22 protein-coding genes are annotated in these 20701 nt (G+C 68.4%); 7 read left to right on the forward strand and 15 right to left on the reverse strand.

The features are described 5' to 3' along the window. The first annotated feature begins 32 nt into the window (after positions 1-32). From ACSG06_RS00125 to ACSG06_RS00135, 3 genes are read left to right on the forward strand one after another with little or no spacing between them, the layout of a single operon-like run. A complete protein-coding gene (locus tag ACSG06_RS00125; RefSeq protein ID WP_440988228.1) occupies positions 33-695 on the forward strand; it encodes a biotin transporter BioY in 663 nt (220 codons plus the stop codon). Then, positions 692-1393 (forward strand): energy-coupling factor ABC transporter ATP-binding protein, encoded by a 702-nt coding sequence (locus ACSG06_RS00130; RefSeq protein ID WP_440988229.1) that lies wholly within the window; start codon positions 692-694, stop codon positions 1391-1393. The genes ACSG06_RS00125 and ACSG06_RS00130 overlap by 4 nt, the downstream gene beginning before the upstream one ends. A 19-nt stretch (positions 1394-1412) precedes the next feature. Next, positions 1413-2132, forward strand: a complete 720-nt coding sequence (locus tag ACSG06_RS00135) for an energy-coupling factor transporter transmembrane component T family protein (protein ID WP_440988230.1) — start codon at positions 1413-1415, stop codon at positions 2130-2132. Between the two features lie 7 nt (positions 2133-2139). Here the strand turns inward: ACSG06_RS00135 and fer are convergent, their stop codons facing one another. Together fer and ACSG06_RS00145 are read right to left on the reverse strand one after the other, a co-directional pair. After that, positions 2140-2787 carry a ferredoxin Fer gene (fer, locus tag ACSG06_RS00140; protein ID WP_440988231.1) on the reverse strand — a complete coding sequence of 216 codons (648 nt, stop codon included), beginning with the start codon at positions 2785-2787 and terminating at the stop codon, positions 2140-2142. A 523-nt stretch (positions 2788-3310) separates the two neighbouring features. Further along, entirely contained in the window at positions 3311-4063 is a 753-nt protein-coding gene (locus ACSG06_RS00145; RefSeq protein ID WP_440988232.1) for a DUF5781 family protein, read from the reverse strand. A gap of 220 nt (positions 4064-4283) precedes the next feature. On the opposite strand from ACSG06_RS00145, the gene ACSG06_RS00150 reads away from it, so the two are divergent. From ACSG06_RS00150 to ACSG06_RS00160, 3 genes are all read left to right on the forward strand, one after another. After that, positions 4284-6473, forward strand: a complete 2190-nt coding sequence (locus ACSG06_RS00150) for an elongation factor EF-2 (RefSeq protein WP_440988233.1) — start codon at positions 4284-4286, stop codon at positions 6471-6473. 997 nt (positions 6474-7470) lie between these two features. Then, a complete protein-coding gene (locus ACSG06_RS00155; protein ID WP_440988234.1) occupies positions 7471-8718 on the forward strand; it encodes an aminotransferase class V-fold PLP-dependent enzyme in 1248 nt (415 codons plus the stop codon). Positions 8719-8774: 56 nt separating this feature from the next. Beyond that, positions 8775-9410: an HD domain-containing protein gene (locus tag ACSG06_RS00160; RefSeq protein ID WP_440988235.1), complete on the forward strand. Its 636-nt coding sequence runs from the start codon at positions 8775-8777 to the stop codon at positions 9408-9410. Between the two features lie 9 nt (positions 9411-9419). Here ACSG06_RS00160 and ACSG06_RS00165 read toward each other — a convergent pair whose 3' ends face one another. Further along, entirely contained in the window at positions 9420-10967 is a 1548-nt protein-coding gene (locus ACSG06_RS00165; protein WP_440988236.1) for an LVIVD repeat-containing protein, read from the reverse strand. A 115-nt stretch (positions 10968-11082) separates the two neighbouring features. Between ACSG06_RS00165 and sufU the strand changes: the two genes are divergently transcribed. Continuing rightward, positions 11083-11508: a Fe-S cluster assembly sulfur transfer protein SufU gene (sufU, locus tag ACSG06_RS00170; RefSeq protein ID WP_440988237.1), complete on the forward strand. Its 426-nt coding sequence runs from the start codon at positions 11083-11085 to the stop codon at positions 11506-11508. 73 nt (positions 11509-11581) lie between these two features. Here sufU and ACSG06_RS00175 read toward each other — a convergent pair whose 3' ends face one another. The 12 genes from ACSG06_RS00175 to ACSG06_RS00230 all read right to left on the reverse strand — a co-directional run bounded on the left by ACSG06_RS00175 (position 11582) and on the right by ACSG06_RS00230 (position 20697). Further along, positions 11582-12190 carry a helical membrane plugin domain-containing protein gene (locus ACSG06_RS00175; RefSeq protein ID WP_440988238.1) on the reverse strand — a complete coding sequence of 203 codons (609 nt, stop codon included), beginning with the start codon at positions 12188-12190 and terminating at the stop codon, positions 11582-11584. Between the two features lie 10 nt (positions 12191-12200). Beyond that, on the reverse strand, positions 12201-13343 hold the full coding sequence (locus ACSG06_RS00180; RefSeq protein ID WP_440988239.1) for an NAD(P)/FAD-dependent oxidoreductase: 1143 nt from the start codon (positions 13341-13343) through the stop codon (positions 12201-12203). Between the two features lie 3 nt (positions 13344-13346). Continuing rightward, positions 13347-13586 (reverse strand): sulfurtransferase TusA family protein, encoded by a 240-nt coding sequence (locus ACSG06_RS00185; RefSeq protein ID WP_440988240.1) that lies wholly within the window; start codon positions 13584-13586, stop codon positions 13347-13349. Positions 13587-13647: 61 nt separating this feature from the next. After that, the gene (locus ACSG06_RS00190; RefSeq protein ID WP_440988241.1) at positions 13648-14046 is read right to left on the reverse strand and encodes a hypothetical protein; all 399 of its coding nucleotides are present in this window, start codon (positions 14044-14046) and stop codon (positions 13648-13650) included. Positions 14047-14160: 114 nt separating this feature from the next. Continuing rightward, the gene (locus tag ACSG06_RS00195; RefSeq protein ID WP_440988242.1) at positions 14161-14532 is read right to left on the reverse strand and encodes a DUF8147 domain-containing protein; all 372 of its coding nucleotides are present in this window, start codon (positions 14530-14532) and stop codon (positions 14161-14163) included. Between the two features lie 283 nt (positions 14533-14815). Beyond that, entirely contained in the window at positions 14816-15847 is a 1032-nt protein-coding gene (gene radA, locus ACSG06_RS00200) for a DNA repair and recombination protein RadA (RefSeq protein WP_440988243.1), read from the reverse strand. Positions 15848-15975: 128 nt separating this feature from the next. Next, entirely contained in the window at positions 15976-16947 is a 972-nt protein-coding gene (locus ACSG06_RS00205) for an ABC transporter permease subunit (protein ID WP_440988244.1), read from the reverse strand. Positions 16948-16986: 39 nt separating this feature from the next. Beyond that, positions 16987-18078 (reverse strand): ABC transporter permease, encoded by a 1092-nt coding sequence (locus ACSG06_RS00210; protein ID WP_440988245.1) that lies wholly within the window; start codon positions 18076-18078, stop codon positions 16987-16989. A gap of 127 nt (positions 18079-18205) precedes the next feature. Beyond that, positions 18206-19291 (reverse strand): ABC transporter permease, encoded by a 1086-nt coding sequence (locus tag ACSG06_RS00215; RefSeq protein ID WP_440988246.1) that lies wholly within the window; start codon positions 19289-19291, stop codon positions 18206-18208. Between the two features lie 117 nt (positions 19292-19408). Beyond that, positions 19409-19606, reverse strand: coding sequence for a hypothetical protein (locus ACSG06_RS00220; RefSeq protein ID WP_440988247.1), 198 nt, complete (start codon positions 19604-19606; stop codon positions 19409-19411). Then, a complete protein-coding gene (gene pspAB, locus ACSG06_RS00225) occupies positions 19597-20202 on the reverse strand; it encodes a PspA-associated protein PspAB (RefSeq protein ID WP_440988248.1) in 606 nt (201 codons plus the stop codon). Before pspAB ends, ACSG06_RS00220 begins: the two co-directional genes overlap by 10 nt. A 36-nt stretch (positions 20203-20238) precedes the next feature. After that, positions 20239-20697, reverse strand: a complete 459-nt coding sequence (locus tag ACSG06_RS00230) for a hypothetical protein (RefSeq protein ID WP_440988249.1) — start codon at positions 20695-20697, stop codon at positions 20239-20241. Between the last annotated feature and the right edge of the window lie 4 nt (positions 20698-20701).

Consider the following 20701-nt stretch of genomic DNA (forward strand, 5'->3'; position numbering starts at 1 on the left):
CGCTATTACTGGTTGACGGGGATTCGAGGTGTATGTCCGACTCGCACGAATCGGTCGACCTCGTCGCCGACGAGACGGTCGAACGACTCGCGCTGGCGGCGGTCGTCGCCGCGTTGACCGCCGCGCTCGCACAGGTGTCGATCCCCGTGCCGGGGCTGCCGGCACCGGTCTCGTTCCAGCCGTTCGGCGTGTACGCCGCCGGGCTGTTGCTCGGGGCACGCTGGGGCGGCTTCTCGATGGTGCTGTACCTGCTCACCGGCCTCGCCGGCGTCCCGGTGTTCGCGAACGGCGGGGCGGGGCTGGGCTACGTCCTCGGGCCGACCGGCGGCTACCTCGCCGGCTACCTCGTCGCAGCGGTACTCATCGGCCTCGTCGCCCACGGCGGCCTCGACGCGAAGCCGCCGTCGTCGATGCCGGCGTGGCGACAGACGCTCGCGCTCGGCGTCGGCATCGCCGTCATCTACGCGCTCGGCGTGCCCTGGCTCGCGGAGACGTCCGAGCTGTCGCTGACGGGCACCGCGGCCCTCCCGCTCGACGTGCCGTTCGTCGACGTGCCGCTCGTGGACGCGCCGACGCTCACGATGTCACCGGCGCTCGCGTTCGGGGCGGCCGTCTTCCTGCCCGGCGACGTGCTGAAGATCGCCGCGACGCTCGCCGTCGTCCGCAGCGGCGGCCTCGACCCGCTCGTCGAATGATCCGCGTCGAGGGTCTCTCCCACAGCTACGGCGACACGCAGGTGCTCGACGACGTGTCGACGACGGTCGACGACGGCGCGTTCGTCCTCGTCGTCGGCGCGAACGGCAGCGGGAAGACGACGCTCGTCCGGCAGTGCAACGGCCTGCTCGAGCCCGACGCGGGCCGGGTCGTCGTCGACGGCACCCCCGTCCACGAGAACCTCGTGCGCGCCCGCACCCGCGTCGGCATGGTGTTCCAGCACCCCCGCGACCAGCTCGTCGCCGCGACCATCGGCGCGGACGTGGCGTTCGGCCCCGAGAACCTGGGCCTCGACCGCGACGAGGTGGACGCCCGGGTCGTGGATGCGCTCGACGCCGTCGGGATGGCCGGCCGCGAAGACGAGCGCGTCGACGAGCTCTCCGGCGGGGAGGAGGCCCGGGTCGCCATCGCCGGTGCGCTGGCGATGGACCCGGCACACCTGATACTCGACGAACCGCTCGCCGGGCTGGACGCGACCGGCCGCGAGTCGGTGCGTTCTCGCCTCCTCGAACTCCACGCCGACGGGACGAGCGTCGTCGTCGTCACGCACGACCTCCGCGAGTGGTTCGACGTCGCGGACCGCGTCGTCGCACTCGCCGACGGTCGCATCGTCGCCGACGGCCCGCCCGAGTCGGTGCGCGAGGCACTCGCCGGCGTGGCGGTCGACGTGCCGCCGTGAGTACCCACCCACAGCCCCGATGATCAGCTACACCCCCGGCGACACGGTCGCCCACCGGCTCGACGCGCGCTCGAAGCTCCTGTTCCAGTTCGGCTTCGCGCTCGCCGCGTTCGCCAGCCCGACACCGCGCTGGCTCGTCGCGGTGGCGGTCGTCGCCGGGCTCGTGCTCGCCGGCTCGCGGACCTCGCCCGTCGCCGTCGTCCGGACCTACTGGTTCGTGTTCGTGCTCCTGTGCAGCGGCCCCGTGCTCGACCTCGTTGCGCTCTCGCCCCTCCGGCTCACTCCCGAGCGGGCGGTCGCCCCGACGCTCGACGTCAGTAGGATCGGCCTCGTGCTGTTCGTCGGCGCGGCGTACGTCCGCACGACGCCCATCAGAGAGACCCGGGCGACCATCCAGCGGTACGTCCCCGGGAAGGCGGGCCGGCTGCTCGGCGTCGGCGTCGCGCTCACAGCGCGGTTCCTGCCGGTGCTCCGACGGGACCTGCTCGCCACGAGGACCGCCATGCGTGCCCGCCTGGGTGACCAGCGGCCGGTGACCGACCGGCTGGGACGCCTCGGCCGGGTCGGGCTCGCCCGGGCGTTCGAGCGCGCCGACCGGCTGGCCCTGGCGCTCCGGGCGCGCTGTTTCTCGTGGGAGCCGACCCCACCGACCTTCCGGTTCACCGCCGCCGACGCGGCCGTCTCGCTCGCCGGCGTCGGGCTGGCGGCCGCGGGGCTCTCGGTCACGCTCTCGCCGTGACTCTGAATCAGCGCATCCGAGACGGCAGCTGCAGCTCCTCCAGCCCGGGCAGGTCCTTCACGTTGAACACGACCTGGAGGTCGTCGGTCACCGGTGTCCCGATGCAGGAGAGCTGGATGCCCTGTGCGACGAGGTCGTCCGAGAGCACGTTGTCGACGGTCATCTCCATCTCGCCCCCGACGACCAGCACCGCACAGTTCGCACACGCCCCGCCGCGACACGAGAACGGCCAGTCGAAGCCGGCCTCCTCGGCCGCCTCCAGCAGGTAGTCGCCGGGCTCGACCGTCAGCTCGCCGTAGGCATCCTCGTCGAGGCCCGCCCGGCGTGCCTTCCTGAACAGCTCGTCGTCGCCGAGCTCCCAGCCGTTCGCCACGACCGCCTCGTAGTCGAGGTACTCGACGTACACGTTCGGGTCCGGCTCCGGTTCCGGTGCGGACTCCGCCGCCGTCGCCGGCTCGGCGGTGCCGTTGGTCTCGTACCAGCTGTCAGCGGTCCCCTCGACGATGGTCTCGTAGGCCGACTGGACCAGCTGGAACTCGCGCGCGGACCCACCCTGGTCCGGATGGACCTCCTTCACCCGTCTGCGGTACGCCTGATGCACCGTCTCCTCGTCGGCGTCGGGGTCCACCTGCAACACGTCGAAGGGCGAGGGCACGCGTAGCGCTAGCGATATCAGCGTAATAAGTCTCTCCCACTCAGCAAGGTCTGCTGGGTGGTCGGTGGGTATGCTGGTCGGGGAACTCGCCGGGTCTGGAAGTTGCTCCTTTCTTGGGGCGTTCTGGGACCGCGAACAGCCAGAAAGCCCCGAGGGGCTCGGCTCCCGCGACTCGCTGCGTCCCCGGAAATCGGAGATTTCCGGTGTGCTCACGAGACGCTCCGCGTCTCGTGACCGCTCCTCACTTCGTTGCGGTGCCTGAGCGCTACGCGCTCAGACTAGCGAGAGCTTCGCTCTCGCGTCGCTTGCTTCGTCGGGGTTCGCCGAGCCCCTCGCCCCTTTCAGTCCCACCGTGCGACAGCACCGTACCTCACACCTCCCCAGCCTCTTGCGATGCTCGCTGGCGCTGCGCTTCTCATCCCTCGCGCGCCGACTGGCTCGACGCGCTCGCTATCGCTCGCGCAGTCTCGCCAGCGCGCGCCGGTGGGGAAAAAGCAGGCTCTCGTCGTACCCGGATACTGCCTCAGTCCGCCGCCTGCTGCCCGCCCAGCGCGAACGCCCGGGTGACGTCGACGAGCGCCTTGCGGTACTCGCTCTCGGTGGGGTCGTCGACGAGCGAGACGAACCGCTCCTTGAACCGGTCGAGGCGCACGTCGGGGGCATCGCTGGCGGCGGCGGCGGCGAGATCGTAGAGCCGGTGGTCGGGGCCGGCGAGGTCGTGCCGTTCGACGAGTGCGAGGGCGAAGGCGGCGTTGACCGCGGTGATGTCGGGGTCGGAGCCGGGGTTCGCGGGGACGAGCCCGCCGCGGAACGGGCGGGGCTGGTCGGCGACGGCGGCGGCGAGCCCGGATTCGAGGAAGGACACCAGCTTGTCCGCCGAGGCGACGCGCATCGTGATGTCGTCGGCGTAGATGTCCTTCATGTGGTTGGCGATCTGGTAGCACTGGGCGATCTTGTGGCGCTCGACGCTGTTGCCGGCGAGCCCGAGGAACAGCGCCTCCTCCGTCGACTGGGTGTGCGAGGGATGCGACTCCTCGTACCGGACCATGTGGGCGAACTCGTGGAGCGCGAGCTCGCGGGCCATCGCGCTCGTCGCCGCCCGTTTCGAGATGTTGAGCACGTGGTGGTCGTCGTAGTGACCCGTCCACGTGCGCTCGTCCGGGTTCTCTCGCACGTGGACCCGAACCGGCAGGTCGAGGTCGCACTCGGTCTCGAAGACGTCCCTGGCGCTGAGAAACGGGGCGGTCGGTCCGCCGTCCTGCACGCGAACCTCCATGTACACCAGTAACACGGTTCTCGCGGGTATGAGCGTTGCGGCTGTGTTAGTGGTTGCCGTGACCTGTCCCGTTTCTCTGTCCGTTCGTGTCACCATCGCAGACCGTGTGTATGGTTGTCGCACGAACGTCCGGATCGGCGGTCGACAACCGGATATTCGTCGGGTTCCGCACCGACGGAAAACACTACCCTTTTGAACCTTGTGCCGGTATCAGGCATCAATGGGTAGACGCAAGAAGATCGTCGACGAGTGCGAGCGACTGATGGACGAGCCGGAGCAGATCCGGAACATCGCCATCGCCGCACACGTCGACCACGGCAAGACAACGCTCACAGACAACCTCCTCGCGGGTACGGGCATGATCGCCGACGAAGGTGAGGCGACGAAGCTCATGATGGACACCGAGGAGGACGAGCAGGAGCGTGGGATTACCATCGACGCGGCGAACGTCTCGATGACCCACGAGTACGACGACTCCAACCACCTCATCAACCTCATCGACACCCCCGGCCACGTCGACTTCGGCGGGGACGTGACGCGTGCGATGCGTGCGGTCGACGGTGCGCTCGTCGTCGTCGACGCCGTCGAGGGCGCGATGCCCCAGACGGAGACCGTCGTCCGGCAGGCGCTCCGCGAGGGCGTGAAGCCGGCCCTGTTCATCAACAAGGTCGACCGGCTCATCAGCGAACTCCAGGAGGGGCCCCAGGAGATGCAGGAGCGCCTCCAGAAGGTCATCGCCGACGTCAACGAGCTCATCCGCGGCATGACCGAGGAGATGGACGACGTCGACGACTGGACCGTCTCCGTCGAGGACGGCACCGTCGCGTTCGGCTCCGCCCTCTACATGTGGGGCGTCTCCGTCAACTCCATGCAGCGCACCGGCCTCGACTTCGGCGACATCATCGACCTCGAGCGCGCCGACAAGCGCCAGGAGCTCCACGAGAAGACGCCGCTCTCGAACGTCGTCCTCGACATGGTCGTCGAGCACTTCCCGAACCCGCTCGACGCCCAGCCCCGTCGTATCCCGCGCATCTGGCGTGGTGACGACGAGAGCGACATCGCAGAGCAGATGCGTCTGGTCGACGACGACGGCGAGGTCGTCCTGATGGTCACCGACATCGGGATGGACCCCCACGCCGGCGAGATCGCGACCGGTCGCGTCTTCTCCGGCACCGTCGAGAAGGGCCAGGAGCTGTACGTCTCCGGCACCGCGGGCAAGAACCGCATCCAGTCCGTCGGTATCTACATGGGCGGCGAGCGCGAGGAGGTCGAACACGTCCCGGCAGGCAACATCGCGGCCGTCACCGGTCTGCGCGACGCCATCGCCGGCTCCACCGTCTCCTCCGTCGAGATGACGCCGTTCGAGTCCATCGAGCACATCTCCGAGCCCGTCATCACGAAGTCCGTCGAGGCGAAGAGCATGGACGACCTGCCGAAGCTCATCGAGACGCTCCGTCAGGTCTCCAAGGAGGACCCGACCATCCAGATCGAGATCAACGAGGACACGGGTGAGCACCTCATCTCCGGACAGGGCGAGCTCCACCTCGAGGTCATCACCCAGCGCATCGAGCGCAACCAGGGCATCCCGGTCTCGACCGGTGAGCCCATCGTCGTCTACCGCGAGGCGCCGCGCCAGGCGACCGAGGAGGTCGAGGGCATCTCGCCGAACCGCCACAACCGGTTCTACCTGACCCTCGAGCCGATGAACGAGGATATCGTCGAGAAGATCCGCCTCGGCGAGGTCTCCATGGACATGCCCGAGCAGGAGCGCCGCGAGGTCCTGCAGGAGGCCGGCATGGACAAGGACTCCTCCCAGAACGTCGAGCACATCTACGGCACGAACATCCTGCTCGACGACACGAAGGGTATCCAGCACCTCAACGAGACGATGGAGCTCGTCATCGAGGGGCTCGAGGAGGCCCTCGAGGACGGCCCGCTCGCCGCAGAGCCCGTCCAGGGTGCGCTCCTGCGCCTGAAGGACGCCCGCCTGCACGAGGACACCATCCACCGCGGTCCGGCACAGGTCATCCCGGCAGTCCGGAACGCCGTCCACCGCGCCCTCATCCACTCCGGCGTCGCGCTGCTGGAGCCGATGCAGGACGTCCGCATCGACGTGCCCAACGAGCACATGGGTGCCGCCTCCGGCGAGATCCAGGGCCGCCGTGGCCGCGTCGACGACATGTACCAGGAGGGTGACCTCATGGTCGTCGAGGGCATCGCGCCCGTCGACGAGATGATCGGCTTCTCCTCGGACATCCGCTCCGCGACCGAGGGTCGCGCGTCGTGGAACACCGAGAACGCCGGCTTCGAGTTCATGTCCGACTCGCTCCAGAAGGACAAGATCATGGAGATCCGCGAGCGCAAGGGCATGAAGCTGGAGCTGCCCGAGGGCGCCGACTACCTGAACTGAGGCTTCGGGTTCTTCCGAGTTCTTCTGCGGTTCTTTCGTTCTGTACGGGAGTGCCTAGGCTGGGTATACGGTGACAGTACCGAGTCGCTACCAGCCAGAACGTCCCTTCGTCAGTGAGAACTGCTTGCACCGATACCAGCCAGAAAGCCCCTACCAGTTCGGCTCGGGAGGCTCGCTGCGCTCCTCGTTCCTGCGGTGCTTGCGTCGCCTGCCTTCGCCGAACTGGCAGCCCCTTTCAGTCCCGCCCGACCGCACTGCACCTCATGCCTCCCCAGCCGATTGCGATGCTCAGTCGCTAGCGTTGTCAGAACGCTTCGCGTTCTGACTGCTTGCCAGACGCAGTCTGGCAACGTCCCCGGAAATCGGAGATTTCCGGTGGGCTCACGAGACGCAAGCGTCTCGTGACCGCTCCCTGCGCTTCTCGTCCACTGCGAGAGCAAGCTCTCGCAAGCCTTCGGTCGCAAGCTCCCGAAGACCTCGCGCGGAATGGCTCGCGGCCTGGCGAGACTCCTCCGTCGTCTCGCTGCCCTCCGCTCGCACGCTCGCGGAGACCTCGCTGCGCTCGGCACGCTCGCCAGCCGCGCGCCGGTGGTGAAAGTTTACAACTATTGTAAACCTTGACTGGTTCGACGACGCCTCCACAGGCCACACGGCCAAGACACCCCGCGCCGGCAGGCGCGTGGGTGTCGAGGGGGAGGGCTGGCACGGTTGCGGTGCTGTGCGGGGTGGGACTGAAAGGGGCGGCGGGCTACGCGAACCCAGACCCCGCAAGCACCGCAGGAACGAGGAGCGCAGCGCGGGTCCTGGGAGCGAAGCCCGCCGGGGCTTTCTGGCTGTTCTCGACACCAGCAGTTCCCACGCTGGAACGGGTTTTACTCGGTGTTCACCCGACCGTGGTACCGTACTGGTTCGAACCTATACAGCGAGCCGTCACAGACAGGGGCAGAACACGGAGCGACCGAAGGACAGTTGGGTCCAGAGCACCGAAAACAACGTAATGAGCACGCAGGACATCGAGCCACTCGACGTCGAGCGCATCCGCGAGGACTTCCCGGTCCTCGAGCGGACCGTCGGCGACGACGTCCCGCTGGTCTACCTGGACAACGGGGCGACGAGCCAGACCCCCGAGCAGGTGGTCGACGCCATCGTCGACTACTACTACGGCTACAACGCGAACGTCCACCGTGGGGTCCACCAGCTGAGCCAGGAGGCCTCCATCGCCTACGAGGAGGCCCACGACCGCGTCGCGGAGTTCATCGGTGCGGACGGCCGCGAGGAGATCGTCTTCACGAAGAACACGACCGAGGCGATGAACCTCGTCGCGTACGCCTGGGGCATGGAGGAACTCGGGCCGGGCGACGAGGTCGTCCTCACGGAGATGGAGCACCACGCCTCGCTGGTCACCTGGCAGCAGGTCGCAAAGCGAACCGGCGCGGAGGCGAAGTACATCCCCATCGACGAGGACGGCCAGCTGGACATGGCGGCGGCGGCCGACCTCATCACCGACGACACGAAGATGGTCAGCGCGGTCCACGTCTCGAACACGCTCGGGACCGTCAATCCCGTCGCCGAGCTCGCCGACCTCGCCCACGAGCACGACGCCTACGCGTTCATCGACGGCGCGCAGGCGGTGCCGACCCGCCCGGTCGACGTGGGCGACATCGACGCCGACTTCTACGCCTTTTCGGGGCACAAGATGGCCGGCCCGACCGGCATCGGCGTGCTGTACGGGAAGGAAGCCATCCTCGAGGAGATGCAGCCGTACCTCTACGGCGGCGACATGATCCGGAAGGTCACCTACGAGGACTCGACGTGGAACGACCTGCCGTGGAAGTTCGAGGCTGGTACGCCCCTCATCGCGCAGGCGATCGGCCTCGACGCGGCCATCGACTACCTCGACGACATCGGGATGGAGCGAATCCAGCGCCACGAGGAGCGCCTCGCCCGCTATGCCTACGAGCAGCTCTCGGCGTTCGACGACGTGGAGATCTACGGCCCGTCGCCCGACCAGGGCCGCGGCGGCCTCGTCGCGTTCAACGTCGGGAGCGTCCACGCCCACGACCTCGCGAGCATCGTCAACGACCACGGCGTCGCCATCCGGGCCGGCGACCACTGCACCCAGCCGCTGCACGACAAGCTGGGCGTCGCCGCCTCGGCCCGCGCGTCGTTCTACATCTACAACACCGAGGCCGAGATCGACGTGCTCGTCGAGGCCATCGACGACGCCCGCCAGCTGTTCGCGTAGGCGTTCGACCGTCGGTTCCCGAACCGTTTTTGCACCTGCCTGCGGTGCCAGCACGCATGGACGTTCACGCCCTCCGCGAGCGAGCCGAGACGTACTTCGGCGGGCTCGCACCGACGCACGACTGGCACCACGTCGAGCGCGTGGTCGAGAACGCGGAGACGCTCGCCGCCCGAACCGACCACGCAGTCGACGACGATACCCTGCTCGCCGCCGCGTGGCTCCACGACATCGGCCGCAAACGCGAGGCCGACGGCGAGATAGCCGACCACGCCGAGTGGGGGGCTGCGGAGGCGCGACGCATCCTCGCCGAACAGGACACCCCCACCCACACCGTCGACGCAGTCGCACACTGCATCCGCGCCCACCGGTTCTCGAACGACGTCGAACCCGAGAGCCACGAGGCGAAACTGCTCTCCGACGCGGACAACCTCGACGCCATCGGCGCGGTCGGGCTCGCACGGACGTTCGCCTACGCCGGAGAGCACGGCCGCACGCTCCACGACCCCGACCTGCCGCCCGAGGCGGACGACTCCCCGGCCGGCGAGACGTCGTTCAACCACATCCACAAGAAGCTCCTCCGCATCCAGGACCGGATGTACACCGACGCGGGCCGCGCGATGGCGGCGGACAGACACGGATTCCTGGAGACGTTCGTCGACCGGTTCGAGCACGAGGTCGCGGGCGAGCGCTGACCCGGGCCGCTACTCCTCTTCCTGCTGTCGCCGCCTCGCCAGCCCCGCCGCTGCGCCGACGCCCGCGAGCGCCGCGAGCACGCCGAAGCCGGGCGAGCCGCCGTCGTCGCTGTCGTCGTCGCCCCCGTCGTCCCCGCTGGGACTCGTCGTCGCACCGCCGTCCGTGGTGCCCGACGTGCCGCCGTCGCCACTGCCGGCGTCCGGCGGGCGTGTGGTCGACGCGTCCGAGCCGCGCTGGCTCGGCACCGGCCGGGGCTCCATCGTCGGCGCGGGCTCGCCCTCACCTTCGGGTTCGGGAAACAGCAGCAGACGCGCGCCGACGCCCTGCTGGCGCTCCTCGCGGCTGTTCTCCGGGTTCTGGTAGCTCGCGCCGACGAACCCCTCGTGGATGGGTTCGGCCGTCCAGAACACCGCGGCATCGTCGTCGCGCCAGCCGCCGAGGAGCCGCGGGGCGGTGCGGTCGGCCACGTCGTACACCCGGACGCCGCCGCCGTACCAGGAGGTGTAGAGCCGGTCGCCGTCGACGCCGAAGTTGTGCGAGGTCGCGCCGTCGTTGTCCGGCGGGGGCGCGAGGATGGTCTCGCGGGTCGGGTCGTCGCCCATCGACCAGAGTTCGATGCCGCCGGGGCCGCCGTCGTGCTCGGGAGTGTCGTCGCGGTCCCAGGCCTCCTTGCCGACGTACACCGCCGAGCCGTCGGCGCTGGGCTGGACGTAGTGTGCGTTGCCGGGCAGCTCGATGAACTCCGAGGTGAAGCCGTCGCCGACGTCTGCGAGGTACCCGGCGGAGTGCTCGCCGAGCTTCGCCGACGCGCTCGGGTTCGCGGGGGCGCTCACGTCGACGACCCAGGTGCCGGCGTCCCAGTAGGCGACGTACAGCGTGTCGTCCTGTACGTACACGTCGTGGCACGAGAGGGAGTTCCGGCCGGCGTCGCGCCACGCGTCGTCCTCGTGGACGGCGGACCACTCGCCGACCTGTTCGGGCGAGTCGCCGGTCACGTCGTAGATCATCGTCGGCTCGTTCGGGACGCCGCTGCCGGTGAGGTAGGCGTGTGTCCCGTCGAAGAAGCAGTTGTGGATGCCGTGGTTCGTCGGCTGGAACGCGAGGCGCTCGGGGTTCGCGGGGTCTGCGACGTCGTAGAGGAAGAAGCCGGAGAGCTCGTTCCGGCCGCCCGCGTTCGGGCCGGCGACGACGAGCCGGTCGTCGGCGTACTTCACGTCGTAGACGCGCCGCATCGGCCCCTGTCCGTCGTGGGACAGTTCGCGTTCCTCGTACAGCAGCGTGGGGTTCGCGGGGTCGCTCACGTCGACGGTCGCGAAGCCGTCGCGCGTCGCCGCGAAGACGGTCTCGCCGTCCTCGCTCACGACGGCCTCGCAGACGCCCTCGATGGCGAGTTCGGCGGTCGGCTCGAGCGGCGCGTCCTGGCCGTCGGACCGCGACGCGGCTGCGGCGACCGGGAGCGCGCTCACGGCGGTCGCTCCCGCGAGTCCGGCGAGGACGCGGCGGCGGGCGACGCCGGTGCGGCGGTCGGCTGCATCGTCTGTCGGTCGGGGAACCATGCGGAACGTGACGGGAGACGGCGGCAAGTGTGTGTCCCAACCTCAAAGACTCGTTTGACTCTCCTGGCCCGCTGCGGAACCCTTTTCCACCGAACTCCCCTACCAACGGACAACAATGGGACCTGGCTCGGACATGTACCGGCAGCAGATCCTCGACCACTACAAGAACCCCCGGAACTACGGGGAGATCGAGGACGCTACGTTCTCGCACGTCGGCGAGAACCCGATGTGCGGCGACGAGATCCGCATCGACGTCAAGCTCGAGGACGACGGGGAGACCATCGCGGGCGTCGCCTTCCGCGGCGACGGCTGTGCCATCTCGCAGGCCGCCGCGAGCATGTTCTCCCAGGAGGTCCGCGGCAAGACCCTCGACGAGCTCGCCGAGATGGACCGCGACGACATGGTCGAGATGCTCGGCGTCGACATCTCGCCGATGCGGATCAAGTGCGCGGTGCTCGCGGAGAAGGTGGCACAGGACGGCGCGGACATCTACCGCGGCGAGCTCGACCTGGAGAAGACGACGACCGAAGACGACGAGTGAGCTGCGCGCACGAGTCCTCGACGTTGGAACGACAGGAACCGTAGAAGGGTATCCGCGACCGCACGACTCGTTCTCACGCGGAGCCGAGCGCCCTGGCGATGGCGACCAGGTAGCCGAGCCCGCGCTTCACCTCGGGGTCGCGGGTCGCCTTCATCAGTCCGAGCGCCCCGACCGGCTCGGGGTCCTCAACGCTGGCGTCGCCGACCGCGTGCAGCATCCGCTCCAGCCCGCGGACCGTCTCCGGCTCGGCAGCGGTGTCGGCGAGTTCGCCCAGCCCGCTCCCGGTGCCGGCGAGGCGCATCACCATCTCGTCGTCGAGCGCGCCGTTCGCGAGCGCGAGCAGATCCGACAGTGCGGCGAGGTCGTCGAGCGTGCCGGTGCGCTGGAGTTCGGCGACGGTCCCCATGGCGTCGGCGAGTTCGTCGCCGTTCTCGCCGACCGCCGCGGCGAGCCGGACGGTCTCGTCGGTCGCCATCGCGTCGGCGGACTCGGCCAGCGTCGAGCCGGTGCTGGCGAGACGGGTGACCATCTCGTCGTCCAGCGCGCTCGTCCCGAGTTCGAGCACGTCGAGCAGCTCGTTCACCCGGTCGAGCCGGGCGACGAACGCGGCGACGGCCTCGGGGTTCCGTTCGATGGCCGCGGTGAGTTCCTCGGCCTCGAGTTCCTGTGGTGCTTCTGCCATCTGAATCACCTCAGAGCAGCCCCCTGGCGGTCAGCCAGTAGGTCTCGTTGTACGCGAGCTTCGCCCAGTGGACCGGCCGGGACTCGTCGCGGAGGTCCGGCGGGTGCTCGTAGTCGAACTCGACGAACGTCGCCTCGTCCATGCCCGCCTCGATGAAGCAGACGGTCTTCCCGTCGAACGTCGCCGTCGGGAGCTGGCCGCGGACCTGGCTGGCGATGCGGTCCGCGATGACGTCGGCCTCGTAGTGCGCGACGGAGCCGGCCTTGCTGGTCGGGACGTCGGCGGCGTCGCCCATGGCGTACACGGCATCGGCGTGTTTCGCCTCGAGCGTGTGCTTGTCCACCGCGACCCAGCCGTCCTCGCCGAGGCCGGAGTCCGCGATGAGTTCGTCGCCCGCGTGGGGCGGGATGGCGACGAGCAGGTCGTAGTCGAGCTCCTCGCCCTCCATCGACCTGATGACCTGTTCCTCGGGGTCGACCGCCTCCGCGTTGAAGAAGGTCTCCGTGTGGATGTCCCGCTCCGCGAACCGGGGCTCCATCCAGTCGGAGACGGGTTCGAGCCCGTGCAGGCGCATGATGGGGTAGGTGTACGTGATCTCCACCTCGTCGCGGATGCCGCGCTGGCGGAACCACTCGTCGGCCATCAGCGTGAACTCGACCGGTGCGGCCGGGCACATGTGCGGGACGCCGACGACGCTGAGGACGAGGTGACCGCCGTCGAACTCGGCGAGCGCGTCCCGGAGCTTCTCGGCCCCCTCCGGGCCGTAGAAGTGGTGGCCACCCTCGACGAGGCCCGGTACCTCGTCGGGGACCAGCTTCGCACCGGTCGCGAGCACGAGGTAGTCGTACGACAGCGTGTCGTGGCCGTCCTGCAGCTCGATGGTCTTCGCGTCGGTGTCGATGTCGACGACGCGGTTGATCTCCAGGTCGACCCGCCGGTCGACGAGGTCCGCGAGCGGGCGGGCCGCGTCCTCGACGGTCTTCTTCCCGAACGGGACGTACAGGTACGTCGGCTTGTAGACGTGGTCGGGGGAGTCGTTGACCAGCGTCACCTCGACCTCGCCGGCCGCGACCTCGTGGTCGAGGTCCTCGACGAGCCGGTTGGCGAGTACGGTGCCGCCGGTGCCGCCCCCGACGATGACGATTCGGGTCATGGTTCAGGCCTTCTGGACGTAGATGCTCCAGTAGTCGTCGTGCTCGACGGTCTCGACGAGCTCGTGGCCGGCCTTCGCGACCCACTCGGGGACGTCGCTGACCGAGCCACGGTCGGAGGTCTGCAGTTCGAACACGGTGCCGCTGTCGGCTTTCTTGACCTTCCCGATGAGGTCCATCAGGGGGCCGGGGCAGCCGGCGCCGCGTGCGTCGATCGTTACGTCAGCAGTGAGTTGTTCGCTCATGATTGGATGTCTCGTTGTCGTGGTGGTGTTCGGATGGCGGTGCGCTGGCCGACGGTCGCCCTCAGATGAAGATCACCTGCTTGTCGGCGGCCTTGGTCAGGAACCCGGAGACGCCGAGTTCGCCGTCGAAGATGTCGACGTAGTCCTCGAGCTCGCGGCCCCACATCTCCATGGCCATCGTGCAGGCGTAGACGTGCATCGGGCCCATCTCCTTGGCGTCGCGGAACTGCTCCGTGAACAGGGGTATCTCCGTCTCCTCGCTGGTCAGCATGGCCTCGCCGAGCGGTCCCGTCGCGAAGTCCCGGGTCTCGACGACCTCGTGCTCGAACGGACGGAGCCCGTTCATCGTCACGAACACGTCGACCGGGATGTCCGACGCTGCCGCGATGGAGCTGATGATGCTTGCTGCGGTGATCTTCTCGAATTCGTCCGTCGCGATGACGAGTGCGTAGCCGTTCATGGTGTGTTCACAGCTGATACTTCGACGGAGACGGATATAGTCTTGTGCTGTGATTCCAAGACTGTGAGAAACCGAGTGCTACCCGCTTCAGGACGGGTTGAAGCCGTAGAACGCCTACCTTCGGGTAGACTGTCCCAGCCCTCCGAACTGGTCAACGAGCACCACCGCCACCGCGAGCACGAGACCGCCGACGAGCTGGCCCTGGAAGCCGACGCCGTCGAGGAAGTGCCCGTACCGCAGGAACCAGATGCCGAGGAAGGCGTAGCCGAACGCCGCGTAGCCGAGCACGACGCGTTCGACGGCCGGGCTCGCGCGGCCGAGGCCGACCCAGATGACGACGGCGGCGGCGAGTCCCGCGAACAGCCCGCCGAACACGCCGATGATGCCGCCCGGGATGTCAGGGATGACCGAGAGGATCGCCGCGCCGACGAGCAGGAACGTCGTCGCGCCGCTACCGAGTGCGATGAGGAGGCGTCGCCAGTTCATACCCGTCAGTACGTGGGCAGAAATCGAAAAGGTACCGTCTGGAACGCCGTTACTCGGGCCGCAGCCCGCCGTCCGACACCCGCCCACCTTTTGCTCTGCGCTCGGTCACTCCGTTCCCTCGCTCGGCAAAAGCTGGACCAAAAGCCGCCTCGCTCGCGTTGCTCACAGGTCGTTCCACTCCCCGTTCGCATCGAGGCGACTTTGTCGCCTCGCTTCGCTCGCTCGCCGGCCCGTTCGGTCGCTCCGCTCCCTCACGGTGGAAAACGGAACGAACGGAACGCCGTTACTCGGGCCGCAGGCCGCCGTCCTGCACGCGCATCACGGCCTCGCCGTCGGCGAGGTTCGGCGCGTCCACGAGGCGGACGATGCGCTTGTCGCCCTTGGACTTGCGGAGGTACATCCGGAAGGTGGACTTGTGGCCGAGGATGTTCCCACCGATGGGCTGGGTCGGGTCGCCGAAGAACGAGTCGGGGTTCGACGCGACCTGGTTGGTGACGACGACGGCGCAGTTGAACAGGTTGCCGACCTTGTCGAGGTCGTGCAGGTGCTTGTTGAGCTTCTGCTGGCGCTCGGCGAGCTCGCCACGGCCGACGTACTCGGCGCGGAAGTGCGCGGTGAGCGAGTCGACACAGAGCAGGCGGACGGGCCACTCGCCGTCCTCGTGCTCACCGGCGAGCTCCTGGGCCTTCTCGGCGAGCAGCATCTGGTGGTTGGAGTTGAACCCCTTCGCGACGTGGATCTTGTCGAGGAAGTCGTCGACGAGCGCGTCCATCGTCTCGTCGTCGTCGGGCGAGCCCTCCATCTCGCGGTCCTCGAGGGTGGCCTCGATGCACTCCTCGGGGAGCCCACGGACCATGTCGTCGATGCGCTCGGGGCGGAACGTGTCCTCGGAGTCGATGAAGATGACGGAGCCGCGCAGCCCGCCGACCTCCTTCGGGAGCTGGACGTTCACGGAGAGCTGGTGTGTGACCTGGGACTTGCCGGCCCCGAACTCGCCGTACACCTCGCTGATGGACTGGGTCTCGATGCCGCCGCCGAGGAGGTCGTCCACCTCGTCGATCTGCCAGCTGAGCTTGCCGATCTCGTTGCGTCGTTCGAGCACCTGCGAGCCGGTCTCGAAGCCGCCGATGTCGGCCTCCTCGCGGGCAGCCTGGACGATGTCCGCCGCGCTGGACTCGCCCACGTCGGCCGTGTTCGATAGCTCCGAGGGGGAGGCGACCGCGATGCCCTGGAAGGAGTCGAAGCCTGCGTCGCGGAGCTTGTCTGCCGTTGCCGGTCCCACGCCGGGGAGTTTCTCGAGGTCTGCGTCTGCCATACCAGTCCGTGAGTCCCGATGGGTGATAAAGCCCCGTAAACAGGGGAGTGAAAGTGAAAGTGGAACGTGGCGGCGGGGTGGATTCGATAGCGCGGCGAGGGATTAAACCGGATGGGTCGGTGAGACGGTCAGCGATGGCCGGCTCGCGGCCCGACGCGCGGGTCGACCAGTGCGAGCGCTAGGTCGCCGAGCAGGCGGACCGCGACGACGGCCGCCGCGAACAGTACCACCAGCGTCGCGGCGAGCGGGAGGTCGCCCTGTGCGGCCGCCTGGAAGAACAGGTACCCGAGCCCGGTCAGCTCCCCACCGGGCGCCGTCGGGACCACCATCTCGACGACGACGACCGCGCCGGCGACGTAGGTCACGTCGTCCGCCGTCCGCCGGAGGTGGGCCAGCAGCGCGACCGGCGCGAGGTGTCGCCAGAAGACGGTGCTCCGGGAGAGGCCCTTCGCGCGGGCGGCGTCGACGTGGCCATCCCGCCTGGCCTCGCGGACCGTCCGCGAGACCGTCCTGACCCGTGAGGCGACGAGCGTGGCCACGACCGCGACGACCGCCAGCAGGAGCAGTGCTCGAGTAGAAGCCCATCGGCTGCCCCCGAGGAGGGCGAGTACGACGACGGCCAGCCAGAAGTTCGGGACGGCTCTGCCGAGGGTCGCGAGGGCGTCCACTCCGGCGCCACGACGACCGTCGAGGTGACCGGTGGCGAGGCCGACCGGGACGGCGACGACGGTGACGAGACAGAGCGCGCCGACGCAGACTGCCAGGGTGAACGGTGCGGCCTCGACGATCAGCGGTCGGGCGGCGGCCTGGGAGCCGTAGCCGACCACCCACGTCCGGCCGAACTCGAGCGCGAGCAGGTCACCGACGTAGCCGACGTACTGCTCGCCGAGCGGGGCGGTCGTCCCCAGTTCTGCGCGTATCTCGGAGAGCGGGCGCTGCGGTATCCCCGGACCGGCGAGGAGGTTCACCGGGTCCTTCGGCCCGAGCCGGAACGCGGCGAAGCAGACGCTCGCGGCGGTGAGGAGGCCGAACCCTGCGACGGCGATCCGGGCGGCGAGGTAGCGCCACGGGTCGGTGGGGTGGAGGGCGTCGTATCGCATCGTTTCGGTGGAACACACGCCCGGGACAAAAAACTCGGCCTACTCGTACCCCACGCGCGGATCGATGACGGTGTAGAGGAAGTCCTGCAGGACGTTCATCGAGACGATGATGAGGATGAAGATGTACATCAGCGAGCCGGCCAGCGGGAGGTCGCCCTGCACCATCGCCTGGAAGAACAGGAAGCCAAGGCCGTTGATACCGAAGATGACCTCCATGATGACGGAGCCGCCGATGAGCAGGAACGCCTCGTTCAGGATGATGGGGACGAGCGGGATGAGCGCGTTGCGGAACACGTGCTTCCAGACGATGAGCTCCGGCGGGAGGCCCTTCATCTTCGCCGTGTCGACGTACTTCGCGTTGATGGTCTCGAGCACGGCGGTCCGGCCGAGGCGCATCTCGTTGCCCATCGACGCCGACCCCATGACGAGTGCGGGAGGGAGGACCATCTTCGCCGCGCGGGCGTACACCGTCGGGTCGAAACCGAACGGCAGGGAGAACAGCGTCACGCCGCCGACGGCGACCGGGAACGCTCCGTCCGGGTCGTAGAAGTCGAGCGGTGGTGGTGTCACCACCTTCGAGTGGACGACGAAGTTCTCCCAGTCGAACGAGAGGAGGCCGAACGTGACCGTCTCGGTCACCTGTGCGCTCTGGCTGAGTACGGAGAGCGCCATCACGCCGAGCCAGAAGTTCGGCATGGCGCGCCAGACGATGCCGCCGAAGGAGGCGAAGTAGTCACCCATCGTGTTGGGGTTGAGCCCAGCGTAGAACCCCAGCGGGATACCGATGAAGATCGGGAGGAGCACCGACCAGAACCCCAGCCAGAGCGTCCGCGGCGTGTGGCCGATGATGAGGTCGACCGCCGGTCGCTTGTTCTGGACGACGTACGACCGCCCGAGGTCGAACGTGGCGAGCCCGTGGACGAACTCGAAGTACTGCGCCCACAGCGGGCGGTTCAGTCCGAGCTGTTCCTCGACCCGTGCGTACTCAGAGGGCGGCACGTTCGGCCCGAGGATGGCTGCGACCGGATCCAGCGGCCCGAGCCGCAGGATGAAGAAGGTGACCGTGACCCCGAACCACACCACCGGAATCAGCAACACGACTCGTCGTGCGAAGTAGCTCCATCGACCCATGATTGTCCAGGCACCCCACCAGGTGCACGTTACCAAACAGCACCTGAGGAGGACACTTCAACGGACCGAAGACTCAAAGCGTCGTTTTCGTCACGGCTCGGCGAGCGGGGGGATGCCCGGACACCGGCTACTGGTAGCCGACGCGCGGGTCGATGACGGTGTAGAGGAAGTCCTGGAAGACGTTCATGAAGACGACGATGAGGATGAAGATGTACATCAGCGAGCCCACGAGCGGCATGTCGCCCTGCGTGGCCGCCTGCAGGAACAGGTAGCCGAGGCCGTTGATGGCGAAGATCTGCTCCATGATGACGGAGCCGCCGATGAGCAGGAACGCCTCGCTCAGGATGACGGGGACGAGCGGGATGAGCGCGTTGCGGAACACGTGCTTCCAGACGATCTTCTGTCGGGAGAGCCCCTTCGCGCGGGCGGTCTCGACGTACTTCGCGTTGATCGTCTCGAGCACGGCGGTGCGGCTCAGCCGCATCTCGTTGCCCATCGACGCCGACCCGAGGACGATGGCCGGCGGGAGCACCATCTTCACCGCACGGATGAAGGTGTCCGAGTCGAAGCTGAACAGGGAGATGGTCGTCCCGCCGACGGAGAACAGCTCGGCGCCGTTCGGGTCGTAGAAGTCGAGCGGCGGCGGCGTCCCGATGTTGTTGGAGACGATCCAGGCGTCCCACTGGAACTCGACGAGGCCGAAGGTGAGCATCGACGAGTAGTCCCCGGACTGGCTCAGCACCGAGTAGAGGATGACGCCGAGCCAGAAGTTCGGCATCGCTCGCCAGACGATGCCGCCGAAGGAGGCGGCGTAGTCGCCGTACGTGTTGGGGTTGAGGCCGGCGTAGAAGCCGAGCGGGATGCCGATGAACAGGGGGAGCAGGATGGACCAGAAGCCCAGCCAGAGCGTCCGCGGGGCGTGGCCGACGACGAGCGACATCGCCGAGGTGTTCTGCTGGATGACGTAGGAGTTCCCCAGGTCGAACGTGAACAGGCCGACCATGTAGTCGAGGTACTGCTCCCAGAGCGGTTCGTCCAGCCCGAGCTGTGCCTCGACCCGTCCGTACTGCGAGGGTGGGACGTCGTTCCCGATGATGGCTGCGACCGGGTCCAGCGGCCCCAGACGGAGTATCAGGAACGTGACTGTCGTCCCGAACAGTACGACGGGTATCATCAACAGCAGTCGTTTCGCGAAGTAGGTCCAGCGGCTCATGGTGGTCTCGTACGCCGGTGTCGGCGCGTGTGACTAGCACCCACGAGGACCTACCACTTCAACAGAGTGAATGGTCAAACAGACACTTTCGTCACGCGGGCCTGCTAGCCGCTCCGGTCAGCCGCCGAGCGTCGTGCGGGCCCGACGGGCGACCAGGTAGCCTGCGGTGGCGTTCAGCGCGAGACTGACCACCAGCAGTGCGACCCCGAGAGCCGTGCCGTCGCCTGACTGCGGCCGCAGATAGAACAGCACCAGCGCGAGCGCCCCCAGCGCTGCGAACGCCGCAGGGCGGTCCCTGTCGGCGGTCACTCCCACGGATGCGTCCCGCCGCTGCTCGGCCACAGCGGGTACCAGTACTGCTTGTCGCTCTCGATGTCGAGTTCGCCGTCGAGGTTGCTCTCCAGTTTGAACTCGAGGGCGTCGTCGCGCTTCTGGCCGTCGCGTGGCGCGAACGGGTAGTACGCGCCGCGGCGGAACGAGTAGATCCAGTACGCGGTGCGGTCGCCGTTCGAGAACCCGAAGACGGCCGCGAGCAGCCGGGAGCCGTAGTCGCGCTCGATGAACGTGTCGGCGGCGAAGTGGAGGCTGGTGACGAGGTCCTCGGGGTCGTCGTCGTGGAGGACGACCCACTGGTAGCCGTGGTCGTCCTCGCGCAGGTCGAAGTCGGTGCCGGTCTCCTCGGAGCCGGCGTCGAGGATGTCCTCGACCTCGCGCACGGCGTCGGCGAAGTCGGTACTGTCGACGCCGGAGAAGCAGAGCGCGGCGTCGCCGGTGGACGCGTAGTCGAGCTCGGTGGCCATCGTGATGTACGCCGTGCTCATGCCGAACAGGTCCTCGGGGTCGGCGTCGCGGGCGGCGTCGGCCTCGGCGCGGGTACCGAGCATCTCGCGGATAGAATCGAACAGCCCCATATCGGGGGGAGAAGAGCGGAACCGCCTTAGGCCTCCCTATCGCGGTGCCGGGTCGTCGTCGTCGTCGCCGCGCACGCCGACGTCCCAGATGGTGCGGCCACCGATGAGCGCGGCGAGCACCCCGACGAGTGCGACCAGCGGCGAGACGACGGTGTCGACGCGGTCGAACAGCCCCCCGGCGGGGAACACCTGGACGCGGTAGAGCTGGCCGTCGAGGCGGACGTACTCGGCCTCGATGAGCGGGACGACGGCGGCGCTGTCGGCGCCGCGCCACCGGGTCGCCCGGTCGCCGTCGACCGCCTCGCGGAGGGCCGTCGTCGCCGGTCCGGAGAGGTTCGAGGCGTTGGTGACGCGGTCCTCGGCGACGGCGCCGTCGTCGGCGCTGGCGACCACCTCGACGGTCGTGTCGCCGGGGTTCAGACCGAGGTAGACGGGATGGGCCGCGACGACGAGGCCGACCACCAGCAGGAGCGCTCCGGCGCGTGCCCGGTCCATCGGT

This window comes from Haloarchaeobius baliensis, assembly GCF_052060055.1.
GTDB classification, from domain to species: Archaea; Halobacteriota; Halobacteria; order Halobacteriales; family Natrialbaceae; genus Haloarchaeobius; species Haloarchaeobius baliensis.